Source organism: Actinomadura violacea (genome assembly GCF_017573465.1).
Lineage (GTDB): Bacteria > Actinomycetota > Actinomycetes > Streptosporangiales > Streptosporangiaceae > Spirillospora > Spirillospora violacea.
In genome coordinates, this window is sequence record NZ_JAGEPF010000014.1 from 67544 (window position 1) to 81419 (window position 13876).

A 13876-nucleotide genomic window follows, 5' to 3' on the forward strand; every position below is an offset into this window, starting at 1 on the left:
GACGGCCGCCTCCCGGCGCCCCGCGCAAAGCGCGGACAGGGTGGGGGCAAAGCAGCGCGGATCACTCGGGGCGAGGGTTTCATCACCGGCGCGGGCGCATAGGCTCTCCTTTACGAACACTGCCTCTCATGGACCCAGCCGAGCGATCATTCCTGGCGAGGAAGCCTTGACCCCGCAGCACAACGGCTCCTACACACCGGCCCTGCGCGTGCCGGACGCACCGATCACGCTGTCCACCGCGTCGGTCTATCCCGAGAAGGTGCCGAGCGCCTTCGAGATCGCCGCACTGCTCGGCTACGACGGCATCGAGGTCATGGTGTCCACGGACGCCTCCTCGCAGGACCTCAACGTGCTGCGCCGCCTGTCGGACTACCACCAGGTCCCGATCAAGTCGATCCACGCGCCCTGCCTGCTGCTCACCCAGCGGGTGTGGGGCCGCGAGCCGTGGGGCAAGCTCGTCCGCTCCAAGGAGGTCGCCGAGGAGCTCGGCGCCGACGTCGTGGTCGTCCACCCGCCGTTCCGCTGGCAGCGCGACTACGCCAAGGAGTTCGTCGAGGGCATCGCCCGCATGCAGGACGAGACGGACGTGCTGTTCGCGGTCGAGAACATGTTCCCGCTCAAGGCCCGCGGCGCCGAGGCCGGCATGTACCTGCCCGACTGGAACCCCGTCGACCAGGACTACCCGTACGTCACGCTGGACCTGTCGCACACCGCCGTCTCCGGCTCCGACGCGCTCGGCATGGCCGCGGGCCTCGGCGACCGGCTCCGCCACGTCCACCTCGCCGACGGCGTCGGGATCACCAACAAGGACGAGCACCTCGTCCCCGGCCGCGGCAGCCAGCCGTGCGGGCCGATGCTGGAGACACTCGCCGAGTCGGGGTTCCGCGGGCACATCGTCCTGGAGGTCAACACGCGCCGCGCGTCGAGCCGCGCCGAGCGCATGGAGGACCTGGCCGAGGCGCTCGCGTTCGCCCGGCTGCACCTGGCCGCCGCCGACCACACCTGGCAGGTCACCTCGGGCGGGGAGGTCACCCGCCGGGGAGTCCGGTGACCGGCGCCCCGCGCGCGGGGACCGCGGGCCGGGGCCGCCGCCCCGGGCCGACCGAGACCCGCGAGGCGATCCTCGCCGAGGCGCGCGAGATGTTCGCCGACAAGGGCTACGACGGGACGTCGCTGCGCGCGATCGCCCGCGCCGCCGGCGTCGACCCGGCGCTCGTGCACCACTTCTTCGGGACGAAGGAGGGCGTGTTCGTCGAGGCCATGCGGTTCCCGGTGGACCCCTCCGTCGTGCTGCCGCGGCTGCTGTCGCTGCCGCGCGAGCGGCTCGGCGAGGCGATCGTCCGGACGTTCCTGCAGGTCTGGGGCGACGCGGACCGGCGCGCGCCGCTGCTGGCGATGCTGCGCTCGGCGATGACCAACGAGCGGGCGGCGGCGATGATGCGCGAGTTCGTGACGTCCGCGCTGCTCGGCCGGGCCGGCGCGGCGGGCGGCGACGTCCCGCACCTGAACATCCAGGCGGCGGTCGGGCAGATGATCGGCGTGATGATCCTGCGGTACGTGCTGCGGGTCGAGCCGATGGCGTCGGCGGGCGAGGAGGAGCTGGTGGCGCTGGTCGCGCCGACCCTCCAGCGCTACCTGGACTGAGGCCTTTCCCCATCCCCTTGACCGGGCCCTCGCACGGACTTAAATTCATCACATGATGAGTTCCAGTCCCGCCGTGCGCGTGCGGGACCTGCGGGTGGTGCGCGGCGGACGCGAGGTCCTGCACGGGCTGAGCTTCGACGTCCCGCGCGGCCGCGTCGTCGGGCTGCTCGGCCCGAGCGGCTGCGGCAAGACCACCGTGATGCGGGCGCTCGTCGGCGTCCAGATCGTCCGGAGCGGCCAGGTCACCGTGCTCGGCGAGGAAGCCGGGTCGCCCGGCCTGCGCGACCGCGTCGGCTACGCGACGCAGGCCCCCGCCGTCTACGGGGACCTGACCGTCGCCGAGAACCTGCGCTACTTCGCGTCCGTGCTGCGCGCGCCGCGCGGCGACGTCGACCGCGTCATCGAGGAGGTCGGCCTCACCGGCAACCGCGACCAGCCGGTCGGGACGCTGTCGGGCGGGCAGCACAGCCGCGCCAACCTCGCCGTCGCCCTGCTCGGCTCGCCCGAGCTGCTCGTCCTGGACGAGCCGACCGTCGGCCTCGACCCCGTCCTGCGCCGGGAGCTGTGGACGCTGTTCCGCGAGCTGGCCGGACGCGGCGTCACCCTGGTCGTGTCCAGCCACGTCATGGACGAGGCGGGCCGCACCGACCGGCTGCTGCTCATGCGCGAGGGCCGCATCCTCGCCGACGGCGCCCCCGCCGAGCTGCGCGAGCGCACCGGCGCCGCCGACCTCGAGGAGGCGTTCCTCCGCCTGATCGACGAGACCGCCGGGAGCCCCGCATGAACCTCGCGATCACCCTCGCCACCACCCGCCGCATCCTCGCCCAGCTCCGGCACGACCACCGCACCGTCGCGCTGCTGATCGTCGTGCCGAGCCTGCTGATGATCCTGCTGCGGTACGTGTTCCAGCGGCAGGAGGCGTTCGACCGGCTCGGCCCGATGCTGCTCGGCCTGTTCCCGTTCGTCGTCATGTTCGTCGTGACCAGCGTCGCCACGCTCCGCGAACGCACCGGCGGCACCCTCGAACGGCTGATGAGCATGCCGCTCGGCAAGCTCGACCTCCTCGTCGGCTACGCGCTGGCGTTCGGCCTGGCCGCGCTGGTGCAGGTCGGTGTCGTCCTGGTCATCTCGCTGACCTGGCTCGGCCTGGACCTGACCGGCTCGCTGGCCTCCCTGGTGCTCGTCGCGGTGCTGGACGCGCTGCTCGGCATGGCGCTCGGCCTGTTCGCCAGCGCGTTCGCCCGCACCGAGTTCCAGGCCGTCCAGTTCATGCCGGCGCTCGTCCTGCCGCAGACGCTGCTGTGCGGGCTGATCATCCCGCGCGACCAGATGGCGGGCTGGCTGGAGGCGCTGTCCCGGGTGCTGCCGCTGACCTACGCGGTGCAGGGCATGCAGGAGATCAGCACGCGGCCCCGGTTCACCGGCACGCTCGCGACCGACGTCGCCGTCATCGCCGCTTTCACCGTCGCGGCCCTGCTCCTGGGCGCCGCCACCCTGCGCAGACGAACGGTGTAAGACGAACGGCGCGGGAGGAAGGTTTACACGGAGTGCGTCACGGGACCCGTTCAGGGACGGACAGGTGAAACGGGCCTTAACCGCACTGATCGGGCTGGTAGCTTCTGCGCCATGACCCCCCGAGACCTCCCCGGCCCGTCGGCGTCGCAGCGGCCCGATGGGGCCCTGCCGCCGCACGCGGGACGCCACGCGTCCGGAGCCCCCGACGCCCCGGCGGGACCGGGCGCTCCGTCCGGCCCCGGCGCGCCGGGGGACTTCGGCGTGCAGGGGGACTTCGGCGTGCAGGGAGGCAGCGGCCGGCACGGCACGCCGGGCGGTCCGGGTGGCGGCCTGGGCGGCCCCGGCGGTCCGGGCGGCCCCGGGGACGGCGGCCCCGGCGGGCCCGGCGGCGAGGACCCCGAGAGCGCGGCGTTCTGGGGCGGGCCCGGCGACGGCGACGGCGAGCGCAGGCGCAAGAAGCGCTGGCCGCGCGTCCTCATCGCGATCGGCGTGTTCCTCGTGCTGCTCGTGGCGGGGATCGGCGGGCTGATCTGGCAGCGCCAGTCGTCCTACAACGGCAACATCCACCGGATCCAGGGCGTCATGCCGGGCGGCAAGCGGCCCGGCCCGAACAGCGCGGGCACCGAGAACTGGCTGCTGGTCGGCTCGGACTCGCGGGCCGACGTCGGCACCACCGGCGACGGCGGCAGCGACCTGTGGAAGCCGGGCCAGCAGCGCACCGACACGATCATGCTGATGCACCTGCCGGCGGACCGGAAGAAGGCGTACATCATCTCCTTCCCCCGGGACTCCTACGTGCAGATCCCCGGGTACGGCAAGCAGAAGATCAACGCGGCGTTCTCGTTCGGCGGGCCGAAGCTGCTGATCGAGACGCTGGAGAACCTCACCGGCATCCGGATCGACCACTACGGCGCGATCGACTTCGAGGGGTTCAAGTCGATGACGGACGCGCTCGGCGGCGTCACCGTCGACATCAAGCAGAGCGTGTACGACCCGGCCCGCAAGAAGCACTGGGACGCCGGCCGGCAGAAGCTGAACGGGGAGGAGGCGCTGCTGTTCGTGCGGCAGCGCTACAACCTGCCGAACGGCGACTTCGACCGGATCAAGCGGCAGCAGGCGTTCCTCGGCGCGCTCGCCAAGCAGGCCGCGGACGGCGGCACGATCAGCAACCCGCTGAAGCTCGACCGGTTCCTGTCGGCGTTCACCAAGTCGATCAGCGTGGACTCGGGGGAGTCGGCCGGGAAGCTGCGGTCGCTGGCGCTGAGCCTGCGGCACCTGCGCGTCGGCGACGTGACGTTCCTTACGGCGCCCTACAAGGGCACGGGGATGCGCAACAAGCAGAGCGTGGTGTTCCTGGACCCGGCCAAGGCGAAGACGCTGTTCGAAGCGGTGAAGACGGCCGGCATGGAGCAGTACGTCCAGAAGTACGGCGGCGGCCACGGGGTCGGCACGGTGTCGTGACGGGCGGCCCGATCGGGGCGTCGTGATCGGTGCCCCGGTCCGGGCATAACCTGGACGGTAGGGGATGGCGGCTGTGAAGGAGCGGGCCGTCCCGCCGGACAAGGGGTTGTTCACCAGTGCTTCGTCAGGCGTTGCTGTTCGCGTCGCGCAGTGGCGGCGCACGCCGGATCGTGCGGACCGCGCCGTTCACCGGCGACGTCGTCCGGCGGTTCGTCGCGGGGGAGACGGTCGAGGACGCGGCGCGCGTCACCGGGGACCTGACCGCGGAGGGGCTGCTCGTCACGCTGGACGTCCTCGGCGAGGACACCGAGGACGGCGGCCGGGCCGAGGCGAACGCCGAGCACTACGTCGCGCTGCTCGAACGGCTCGGGGCTGCCGGCCTGGGGGCGCGCGCCGAGGTGTCGGTGAAGCTGTCGGCCATCGGGTCGTCCCTCGGCGAAGAGCTCGCGTTGGAGAACGCGCGCCGTATCTGCGGTGCGGCACGGTCCGCGAGTACGACCGTCACGCTCGACATGGAGGAGCACACCACGGTCGACGCGACGCTGCGGATCGTCCACGAACTGCGCCGCGACTTCCCGGACGTGGGCGCCGTCATCCAGGCGTACCTGCGGCGCGCGGAGGAGCACTGCGCGGACCTGGCGTACGAAGGGTCCCGCGTGAGGCTGTGCAAGGGCGCCTATGCAGCGCCCGAAGCGGTCGCGTTCACCGACAAGGAAGAGATCGACAAGTCGTTCGTCCGCTGTATGAAGGTCCTGATGGCGGGCAAGGGCTACCCCATGCTCGCCACGCACGACCCGCGCCTCATCGACATCGGCGGCGCGCTGGCGGTGCTGAACGAGCGCGGCGCCGACACGTTCGAGTACCAGATGCTCTACGGGATCCGCTCGGCGGAGCAGCGCCGCCTCGCCGACAAGGGCGCGCAGGTGCGCGTTTACGTCGCCTACGGCCAGGACTGGTACGAGTACTTCATGCGGCGGCTCGCGGAGAGGCCGTCCAACCTCAAGCTGTTCGCGCGCTCTCTCGTCGGACGGGCCTGACCGGCGCCCGGAGCGGCCCCGCTAGGCTGGCCCGGTCACTGGAACCCCACGTCAAGGTATGCCGATGATCGCGATTCTGGGTGCCGGGAAGATGGGCGAGGCGCTGCTGTCCGGGGTGCTCCGGGCCGGCCGCCGCCCGTCCGAGCTGGTGGCGACCGCGCGCCGCGAGGAGCGCGCGGCGCTGCTGCGCGAGCGCTACGGCATCGAGACGGTGTCCAACGCCGACGCCGCCGCTAAGGCCGGGACGCTGATCCTCGCGGTGAAGCCGCAGGACATGGGCGCCCTGCTGGACGAGGTCCGCCCGCACGTCGGAGGCGACCGGCTGGTCATCTCGATGGCGGCGGGCATCCCGACGGCGTTCATCGAGGAGCGGCTGCCCGCGGGCGTGCCGGTGGTCCGGGTCATGTCGAACACGCCCGTCCACGTGGACGAGGCGATGAGCGTGATCTCGGCCGGGTCGCACGCGGGCGAGGAGCACCTGCGGCTCGCCGAGGAGCTGCTGACGCCGGTCGGGAAGGTGCTGCGCATCCCCGAGTCGCTGCAGGACGGCGCGACGGCCCTGTCCGGCAGCGGGCCCGCGTACTTCTACTACCTGGTCGAGGCGATGGTCGACGCCGGGATCCTGCTCGGGATGCCGCGCGCCGCCGCGCTGGAGATGGTGATCCAGTCCGCCGTCGGCGCCGCGGTGATGCTGCGCGACTCCGGCGAGCATCCGGTGCTGCTCCGCGAGGCCGTGACGTCCCCGGGCGGGACGACGATCTCGGCGATCCGGGAGCTGGAGCGGCACGGCGTCCGCGCCGCCGTGCTGGAGGCGATCGAGGCGGCCCGCAACCGGGGCCGGGAGCTCGCCGGCGGCTGACCCGGCCGCGCTCCCGGACGGCCATGTCTCCCGAAAAGTTCAATTCCGAACGATCGGGTTGAGCCGGGCGGGGGTGCGCGGACGTGTTAGGGAGTATGGGACTCATACTCCGACTGCTGGTCGCCGCGGGGCTCGCCGCCGACGCCGTCGTGCACTGGAGGTTCGCCCCCCAGATGGCGTTCGTGCAGGGCGGCTCGATCCACGGCGACGTGCTCTTCCGCGTCCAGGCCGGGGTCGCCGCCGTCGCGGCGGTGATCATTCTCACCTACGCGGCCCGCTGGTCGTACGCCGTGGCGTTCCTCGTCGCGGGGAGCGCGGTCGGCGCGCTCGTGCTCTATTACTACGTCGACGTGGGCGCACTCGGTCCGCTGCCGGACATGCACGAGCCCGTCTGGTACACGGAGAAGACCATCAGCCTGGCGGGCGAGGGGATCGCGGCGGTTGCGGCGGTGGCCGGCTTCTGCACGGTCAAGCGCAGGCGGCCGGACGACGACGAGTTCGCCCCCGAACGCGAACACGCCCGCGGTTTCTGATCCGGGGCCGTCCCCGCGCTCGACGGTGGTGTCCGGTTCCGGGGAACCGCGTGCTCTCCGGCCGCCCTCCATGTTGATCTCGGTATCGGGGAGGCGGGATGGGCGACCGCAGGAAGAGCGAGGCGGGCATGCCCGGCGCTGCGTCGCGGCTGCACCGGACGCTGCTCAGGCTCGGGGTGCCGCGCTTCATGGCCGACCACGCCGCGGCGCTGCTGGCCGCCAACCTGCGCCAGCGGCGCAAGCGCCCGGATCGCTAGCGGCCTGCGGGGCGAGCCGGGCGGCCGGCTACGCCGCCGCCTCGGCCGCGGCCCGCGCGGCCGCGCCCTCCCGCGTGCCGGTGCCGTCCGGAGCGGTGGCGGTGACGGACGAGACGAAGCGGGCGACGTCCCGCATCGCGGCGCTCGCCTCGGGGAGCACCCGGTTCAGCATCTGGAAGACGTGCATCTGGCCCTTCCAGACCTGGAGTTCGCAGTCGGCGCCCGCGGCGGTCAGCGCCTCCGCGAGCGCCTCGGCCTCCGGGCGCAGCACCTCCGCGCCGCCGACCTGGATCAGCACCGGCGGCGTGTCCGTCCACGCGCAGGTGAGCAGGGCCAGCCGCGGGTCGTCGAATCCGGCCGGCCCCACGACCAGGCGGGCGACCCGGCGCGCCGCGTAGGCGCTGATGTAGGGGTCGCGGGCGCGTTGCTGCTCCTGGGTGGAGAGTTCGCAGGTCAGGTCGACCCAGGGGGAGAACAGGACGATCCCCGCGGGCGACGGGAGCCCCGTCCGGCAGATCTCGCCGGCCAGCGCGGCGGCGAGGTGCCCGCCCGCCGAGTCGCCCGCCACGACGATCCCGGACGCGGGGACGCCGCGGTCGAGCAGCCAGCGGTACGCGGCGACGGCGTCCTCCAGCGGGGCGGGGAACGGGTGCTCGGGCGCGAGCCGGTAGCGGGGCACGAGGACGGGCAGCCCGGTGTCGACGGCGAGCCGCGCGGTGATGGGGCGGTGGGTGCGCGGCGAGCAGACCACGTAGCCGCCGCCGTGCAGGTAGAGGACCGCGCCCTCGGCGGGCGCCTCGGACGCGTCGCGGGCGACGACCCACTCGCCCCTGACCGGGCGGTCACCGCCGCTCTCGATCCGCGGGTCGTCCAGCGGGACGATCCGGACGCGGGAGCCCGTCCGCATCAGCAGGGACGCGGCGTCGACCGCGGAGCGGGCGGTGCGGATGCTCCCGGCGTGCCCGGGGACCCGGTGCATGAGCGGGTGGACGCCCAGGCGGAGCGCGCCGGAGATCGCGCGGCTGCGGACGCTCGGGTCCATCGGCACCTCACTCGCTGTTTCCGTTGTGTTATGTACATGCCCATTTATGGCGTGTAGTCAACATCACAGGTTGATCGCGAACGATGCCCGGAGCGGCGGGGTCTGTGATCCAGGCCACCGGCCTGCCGCGATACCGTGAGGTCATGAGCGTCGCGCCGCCGTCCCCGCCCGCCCCGCCGCGGGACTGCGGGCTGGAGATCTTCTGGGACGACCGGCTCGTCTCCTACGACTTCGGGCCCGGCCACCCCATGAACCCGGTCCGCGTCGAGCTGACGATGGCGCTGGCGCGCGAGCTCGGGGTGCTGGAGCGTCCCAACGTGCGGGTGTCCAAGTTCGAGCCGGCCGGCGACGAGCTGCTCCGGCTCGTCCATGAGGAGTCCTACATCGCGGCCGTCAAGCACGCGGGCGCGACCGGGCTGCCCGAGCCGCGGCACGGCCTCGGCACCGACGACAACCCTGTCTTCCTCGGCATGCACGACGCGTCCGCGCTGGTCACGGGCGCTTCGGTGGCCGCCGCGGAGGCGGTGTGGACGGGCCGCGCCGAGCACGCCGCGAACATCTCCGGCGGCCTGCACCACGCGCTGGCCGGCGCCGCGAGCGGCTTCTGCGTCTACAACGACCCGGCCGTCGCGATCGCGTGGCTGCTGGAGAACGGCGCCGAGCGCGTCGCCTACGTCGACATCGACGTGCACCACGGCGACGGCGTCCAGGCCGCCTTCTACGACGACCCGCGCGTCCTGACGATCAGCCTGCACGAGACGCCGCGCACGCTGTTCCCCGGCACCGGGTTCCCCACCGAGACCGGCGCCGACGGCACGGCGGTCAACGTGTCGCTGCCGCCCGGCACCAACGACGCGTCCTGGCTGCGCGCGTTCGACGCGGTCGTCCCGCAGCTGCTGCGCCGGTTCCGCCCGCAGGTGCTCGTCACCCAGCAGGGCGCCGACTCGCACGCGCTCGACCCGCTCGCGCATCTGATCCTCAGCGTGGACGGGCAGCGGACGGCGTACGCGGCGCTGCACCGGCTCGCGCACGAGACCGCCGGCGGGCGCTGGATCCTGACCGGCGGCGGCGGATACGAGCTGGTCCAGGTCGTCCCGCGGGCCTGGACGCACCTGCTGGCGGAGGCGTCCGGTGACCCGGTCCCGCCGGCCACCGAGACTCCGGAGAGCTGGCGCGAGTTCGTCCGGCAGCGCACCGGCGAGATCGCCCCGCGCCGGATGACGGACGGGACGGACACGGTGGACGTGCACCGGTGGGGGAACGGGTACGACCCGGCCAACCCGGTCGACCAGGCGATCCTGGCGACCCGGCGGGAGGTCTTCCCCGAGCACGGCCTCGACCCGATGACCGACGAGTAGCGACGGACGAGTGATGGCGGATTCCGGCAAGCCCCCCACGCGGGACGAACTGCGCGCGCACCTCGTCCGCACGATGATCGCGGGCGACGTGGCGACGCCGCGGCAGAACAACCTGCTGCACTACCGGCGGATGGCGGCCGGGAACCCGTATTACCAGTTCGGGCTGGAGCTCAAGCCGACGTGGACCGAGCGGTCCGTGCTGGAGATGATGGTCGAGCGCTGCGGCGTGAGCGCGGACCCGAGGCATGTGTACGGGGACGACACGATCGACCCCGACATCACCCTCGACACGCTGGAGGCGATGGGCGACCGCATCGGCCTCGCGGCGCGGCGCAAGGAGAGCGTGGTGGTCGCGACCGGGCATCCGGCCACGCTGACCCCGCTGTACCAGGCCGTCGCGCGGGCGCTGGAGGGCGCCGGCTGCCGGGTCCTGACCCCGGCGGCGGGCTGGACGTACGAGATCGACGTCGGCTACGGCGGCTCGGATCTGCGCCGGCTCGTCTACGCCGAGCCGGGCGTGGCGATGCTGGAGGGCGAGGACTTCCGCACCCACCACACGCACGATCCGCATCCGATGGAGGCGATGCTCCGCGAACTCGCCTCCGGAGCGTCCGGTTCCGCGGGCGGTTCCACAGGCGGCGATGGCGGCGGTGGTACCGCCGGTGCGTCCGCCATTAGCGGAAACGGCGAGACCATGGACGGAGAACGCGCTTCTTGGCCGGATCTGGCCATTGCCGATCACGGTTGGGCGGGCGCCGCCGGCCAGGCCGGGATCGACACCGTCGGATTCGCGGACTGTAACGACCCCGCGCTGTTCGCCGGCGCCGCGGAAGGCAAGATCGACGTCGTGGTCCCGCTGGACGACGGCATATCGCCGCACCATTACGCGCCCTTGACGGCGTATCTCCTCGCCCGCGCGGGGCTGTCCCCGAAGGATTGACCTTGCTTACCTTCCGGGGTGGCCGTCGAGCCTGTCACCGGGCGTGACGCGGCTGCCGTAACGGTGTTCGTGGGTTCGCGCATCCCCATCGCGAACCTCTGAGTCGCAGGTCATCCCTTGTTTTCGATTGACAACCGCTCGGATTGCCACACCCCGTGCCGTCATGTTCGCGCTCCGTGCGGAAGCGGTGCCATGGCCGCCCGGTCACGGCCGGATACGGAAATGTGCGGAACTCCCCTCTTGCGACTGCCGATACGCGATTTACGCTGGAGGAAGTACACGTGCGTGATCAAAGTCACCCGAAGGGCCGGTGCGCGGCACGTGTGGAAGAGGGCGTCCGATGAGCTCAGGCGAGCGACCTCTCAGCGAGGTCAGGTTCCTGACCGTGGCCGAAGTGGCCTCGGTGATGCGGGTGTCCAAGATGACCGTCTACCGCCTCGTCCACTCGGGCGAGCTTCCCGCCATCCGGGTGGGCCGCTCGTTCCGGGTCCCCGAACAGGCCGTTCACGACTACCTGCGCGACGCGTACATCGAAGCCGGATAACGGGTGAGGGCGGGGCCGCAGGGCCTCCGCCGAACCTGCCACCCGGCCGTGCAGGGGGCGCCGGGACGACCCGCGAGGACCGTCCCGGAGCTGGGGAAACAGGACGAGGACCGGCCGGCGGCCGGCAGGCCGCCGCAACCGGGGACCGGACCGGCGGGGCATGTGCGACGCCCCGCCGGGCCCGGTCCGGGAGCCGGTCCGGACACCGCCGGACGGGCGGATCCAGCACCGCCGCCCGCCCGCGCGGAACGGTGCCCGGCATCGCGGGCGGCGCCGCGGGACGGCGCACGCGGCGCGGTGCCGGTCTCCGCGCGCCATGCCGCGGCCAGATCTCCGCCTGCGCAGCGGTACCCTTGGGCAGCGGACCGTGCGCGCGTTTCGAGTGATGCTCGCTTGCGGCACGTTCGTCACCTGCACATCACCCGATATGCCGAGCGAGGTCTCGTGGGCTCTGTCATCAAGAAGCGCCGCAAGCGGATGGCCAAGAAGAAGCACCGCAAGCTGCTGAAGAAGACGCGCATCCAGCGCCGCAACAAGAAGTGAGCACGCCGGTCGCTCAGCCGTAAGGGGTGGGGCGCACAGTGCCTGCCAAGCCCGCCGCAGCCGCGGCTCGTGTCGTCCTCGTCACGGGCGTCTCCCGTTTCCTGGGGGCGCGGGTCGCGAACACCCTGCAGGCCGACCCGGGGATCGAGCGGGTCATCGGGGTGGACACCGTGCCGCCCACGATGCCGCTCGGCCGCACCGAGTTCGTGCGGGTCGACATCCGCACGCCCGGCATCGCCAAGATCATCTCATCCGCGCGGGTCGACACCGTGGTGCACCTCAACCTGGTCACCTCGGCGTCGGTGCCGCGGGCGAAGGTGAAAGAGCTCAACGTCATCGGGACGATGCAGCTGCTCGGCGCATGCCAGCGCTCGCCCGACGCGCGCAAGCTCGTCGTGCGGTCCTCGGCCGCCGTCTACGGCTCCTCGCCGATGGACCCGGCCGTGTTCACCGAACGGGACGAGCCCGTCGAGGCGCCGACGTCCGGCTACGCCAAGGACGCCGTCGAGGTCGAGGGGTACGTCCGCGGGCTGGCCCGGCGCCGCTCCGACCTGACGGTGTCGGTGCTGCGGTTCGCGAACTTCGTCGGCCCCGGCGTCGACTCGCCGCTCACCCGGTACCTGCGCATGCCGGTCGTCCCGACCGTGCTGGGCTTCGACCCGCGGCTCCAGTTCGTCCACGAGGACGACGGCGTCGAGGTGCTGCGGCGGATGACCGTCGAGGACCACCCCGGCTGCTACAACGTGGCCGGCGACGGCGTGCTCCTGCTCTCGCAGGCGCTGCGCCGCGCGGGGCGGCCCTATGTGCCCGTCCCGGCTCCGTCGATCTCGCTGTTCGGCGACATGGGACGGCGGTTCGCGGGCATGTCGGGGTTCTCGCCCGAACTGCTGCGCTGGCTCACCTACGGCAGGGTCATCGACACGGCGGCCCTGGAGGACGAGCTGGCGTGGCGTCCCAAGTACGGGTCGGAGGCGGCGTTCGCCGACTTCGTCACCGCGCAGGGCCTCGGCCGCCGCGGCCCGGCCGCCCGGCTGGCGTCGCTGCTGCGCGGCTGACCGGCCCTGCCGTCCGCGCCGCGCGCGGGCGCGTGCCGGACGGCGCGGACGAGGCAGGACACCGTGCGGCCGCCGCCGCGCGGGGAAGGAGGCAGGACGATGCACGCCCGCCACGAGGACGACGAGGGCGCGCAGGTCATCCGGCTCGCCTCGGCCCGCCAGGACGGCGGCGAGGCGGCGGGGCCCGCCGCCACAGAACCCGGCTCCGGCCCGGGCTCCGGGTCCGGCTCCGGTCCGGGGCCGCTCGAACGCGGCATCGCGTCCGGCCTGGCCTTCCTGCGCCGCCGCATCGCCGGCGAGTACGAGGTCGACGAGTTCGGCTACGACCCCGACTTCAACGAGAACGTCCTGCTCCCCGCCGCCCGCGCACTCTACGAGCGCTGGTTCCGCGTCGAGGTCGCGGGCGTGGAGAACGTCCCGGCGGAGGGCGGCGCGCTGATCGTCGCCAACCACTCCGGCACCGTCCCGCTCGACGCGCTCATGCTGTCGGTCGCGCTGCACGACAACGCCCGCCGCTGCGTCCGGCTCCTCGGCGCCGACCTCGTCTACCAGGTGCCCGTCCTCGCGCACCTGGCCCGCAAGGCCGGCCACACCCTCGCCTGCCAGGCCGACGCCGCCCGGCTGCTCGGCAAGGGCGAGCTCGTCGGGGTGTTCCCGGAGGGCTTCAAGGGCGTCGGCAAACCGTTCGCCGACCGCTACAAGCTGCAGCGCTTCGGCCGCGGCGGCTTCGTCGGCACCGCGCTGCGCGCCGGCGTCCCGATCGTCCCCGCCGCCATCGTCGGCGCCGAGGAGATCTACCCCAAGATCGGCGACCTGCGGCCGCTCGCCCGGCTGCTCGGCCTGCCCTACTTCCCGGTCACCCCCACGTTCCCGCTGCTCGGCCCCGCCGGGCTCGTCCCGCTGCCGTCCAAGTGGATGATCCAGTTCGGCGCGCCGATGACGCTGGAGGAGTACGCCGCCGAGGACGCCGACGACCCGATGACCGTCTTCAACCTCACCGACCACGTCCGCGAGAACGTCCAGCAGATGCTGTACGACACGCTGCTGCGCCGCGGCCCCGCCTTCTTCTGACGGTCCCCGCGGTCGCG

Annotated in this window: 16 protein-coding genes; 15 read left to right on the top strand and 1 reads right to left on the bottom strand. The window is 72.9% G+C overall.

All coding sequences use genetic code 11. The features are described 5' to 3' along the window. Positions 1-166 precede the first annotated feature (166 nt). From J4709_RS22830 to J4709_RS54830, 9 genes are all read left to right on the top strand, one after another. The gene (locus J4709_RS22830) at positions 167-1051 is read left to right on the top strand and encodes a sugar phosphate isomerase/epimerase family protein (protein WP_208243819.1); all 885 of its coding nucleotides are present in this window, start codon (positions 167-169) and stop codon (positions 1049-1051) included. Beyond that, the gene (locus tag J4709_RS22835; protein ID WP_307801445.1) at positions 1048-1644 is read left to right on the top strand and encodes a TetR/AcrR family transcriptional regulator; all 597 of its coding nucleotides are present in this window, start codon (positions 1048-1050) and stop codon (positions 1642-1644) included. The genes J4709_RS22830 and J4709_RS22835 overlap by 4 nt, the downstream gene beginning before the upstream one ends. 52 nt (positions 1645-1696) lie before the next feature. After that, the gene (locus J4709_RS22840; protein WP_208243820.1) at positions 1697-2428 is read left to right on the top strand and encodes an ABC transporter ATP-binding protein; all 732 of its coding nucleotides are present in this window, start codon (positions 1697-1699) and stop codon (positions 2426-2428) included. After that, positions 2425-3159: an ABC transporter permease gene (locus J4709_RS22845; RefSeq protein ID WP_208243821.1), complete on the top strand. Its 735-nt coding sequence runs from the start codon at positions 2425-2427 to the stop codon at positions 3157-3159. Before J4709_RS22840 ends, J4709_RS22845 begins: the two co-directional genes overlap by 4 nt. A gap of 111 nt (positions 3160-3270) precedes the next feature. After that, the gene (locus tag J4709_RS22850) at positions 3271-4620 is read left to right on the top strand and encodes an LCP family protein (protein WP_208243822.1); all 1350 of its coding nucleotides are present in this window, start codon (positions 3271-3273) and stop codon (positions 4618-4620) included. A 116-nt stretch (positions 4621-4736) separates the two neighbouring features. After that, entirely contained in the window at positions 4737-5657 is a 921-nt protein-coding gene (locus J4709_RS22855) for a proline dehydrogenase family protein (protein WP_208243823.1), read from the top strand. A gap of 64 nt (positions 5658-5721) precedes the next feature. Then, complete coding sequence (proC, locus tag J4709_RS22860; RefSeq protein WP_208243824.1) at positions 5722-6516, top strand: pyrroline-5-carboxylate reductase; 795 nt, start codon at positions 5722-5724, stop codon at positions 6514-6516. 95 nt (positions 6517-6611) lie between these two features. Further along, complete coding sequence (locus J4709_RS22865; RefSeq protein WP_208243825.1) at positions 6612-7049, top strand: hypothetical protein; 438 nt, start codon at positions 6612-6614, stop codon at positions 7047-7049. A 128-nt stretch (positions 7050-7177) separates the two neighbouring features. After that, positions 7178-7306 (top strand): hypothetical protein, encoded by a 129-nt coding sequence (locus J4709_RS54830; RefSeq protein ID WP_269757374.1) that lies wholly within the window; start codon positions 7178-7180, stop codon positions 7304-7306. Between the two features lie 28 nt (positions 7307-7334). On the opposite strand, the gene J4709_RS22870 is transcribed toward J4709_RS54830, so the two are convergent. Beyond that, a complete protein-coding gene (locus tag J4709_RS22870; RefSeq protein ID WP_208243826.1) occupies positions 7335-8348 on the bottom strand; it encodes an alpha/beta hydrolase in 1014 nt (337 codons plus the stop codon). A 143-nt stretch (positions 8349-8491) separates the two neighbouring features. Between J4709_RS22870 and J4709_RS22875 the strand changes: the two genes are divergently transcribed. From J4709_RS22875 to J4709_RS22900, 6 genes are all read left to right on the top strand, one after another. Beyond that, the gene (locus J4709_RS22875) at positions 8492-9706 is read left to right on the top strand and encodes an acetoin utilization protein AcuC (protein ID WP_208243827.1); all 1215 of its coding nucleotides are present in this window, start codon (positions 8492-8494) and stop codon (positions 9704-9706) included. Positions 9707-9719: 13 nt separating this feature from the next. Beyond that, complete coding sequence (locus J4709_RS22880) at positions 9720-10646, top strand: phosphatase (protein WP_208243828.1); 927 nt, start codon at positions 9720-9722, stop codon at positions 10644-10646. A gap of 340 nt (positions 10647-10986) precedes the next feature. After that, positions 10987-11190, top strand: a complete 204-nt coding sequence (locus J4709_RS22885) for a helix-turn-helix domain-containing protein (protein WP_067466901.1) — start codon at positions 10987-10989, stop codon at positions 11188-11190. A 444-nt stretch (positions 11191-11634) separates the two neighbouring features. Then, entirely contained in the window at positions 11635-11733 is a 99-nt protein-coding gene (locus J4709_RS22890; protein ID WP_018654693.1) for a 30S ribosomal protein bS22, read from the top strand. Between the two features lie 38 nt (positions 11734-11771). Continuing rightward, positions 11772-12788: an NAD-dependent epimerase/dehydratase family protein gene (locus J4709_RS22895; protein WP_307801448.1), complete on the top strand. Its 1017-nt coding sequence runs from the start codon at positions 11772-11774 to the stop codon at positions 12786-12788. 99 nt (positions 12789-12887) lie between these two features. Continuing rightward, positions 12888-13859 carry a lysophospholipid acyltransferase family protein gene (locus tag J4709_RS22900; protein ID WP_208243830.1) on the top strand — a complete coding sequence of 324 codons (972 nt, stop codon included), beginning with the start codon at positions 12888-12890 and terminating at the stop codon, positions 13857-13859. Positions 13860-13876: the final 17 nt, after the last annotated feature.

Bases quoted from the DNA above. Each gene is read 5' to 3' on its own strand.
- J4709_RS54830 (WP_269757374.1), top strand. From the start codon at position 7,178: ATGCCCGGCGCTGCGTCGCGGCTGCACCGGACGCTGCTCAGGCTCGGG.
- J4709_RS22845 (WP_208243821.1), top strand. From the start codon at position 2,425: ATGAACCTCGCGATCACCCTCGCCACCACCCGCCGCATCCTCGCCCAG.
- J4709_RS22875 (WP_208243827.1), top strand. From the start codon at position 8,492: ATGAGCGTCGCGCCGCCGTCCCCGCCCGCCCCGCCGCGGGACTGCGGG.
- J4709_RS22885 (WP_067466901.1), top strand. From the start codon at position 10,987: ATGAGCTCAGGCGAGCGACCTCTCAGCGAGGTCAGGTTCCTGACCGTG.
- J4709_RS22840 (WP_208243820.1), top strand. From the start codon at position 1,697: ATGATGAGTTCCAGTCCCGCCGTGCGCGTGCGGGACCTGCGGGTGGTG.
- J4709_RS22880 (WP_208243828.1), top strand. From the start codon at position 9,720: ATGGCGGATTCCGGCAAGCCCCCCACGCGGGACGAACTGCGCGCGCAC.
- J4709_RS22865 (WP_208243825.1), top strand. From the start codon at position 6,612: ATGGGACTCATACTCCGACTGCTGGTCGCCGCGGGGCTCGCCGCCGAC.
- J4709_RS22850 (WP_208243822.1), top strand. From the start codon at position 3,271: ATGACCCCCCGAGACCTCCCCGGCCCGTCGGCGTCGCAGCGGCCCGAT.
- J4709_RS22900 (WP_208243830.1), top strand. From the start codon at position 12,888: ATGCACGCCCGCCACGAGGACGACGAGGGCGCGCAGGTCATCCGGCTC.
- J4709_RS22870 (WP_208243826.1), bottom strand. From the start codon at position 8,348: ATGGACCCGAGCGTCCGCAGCCGCGCGATCTCCGGCGCGCTCCGCCTG.
- proC (WP_208243824.1), top strand. From the start codon at position 5,722: ATGATCGCGATTCTGGGTGCCGGGAAGATGGGCGAGGCGCTGCTGTCC.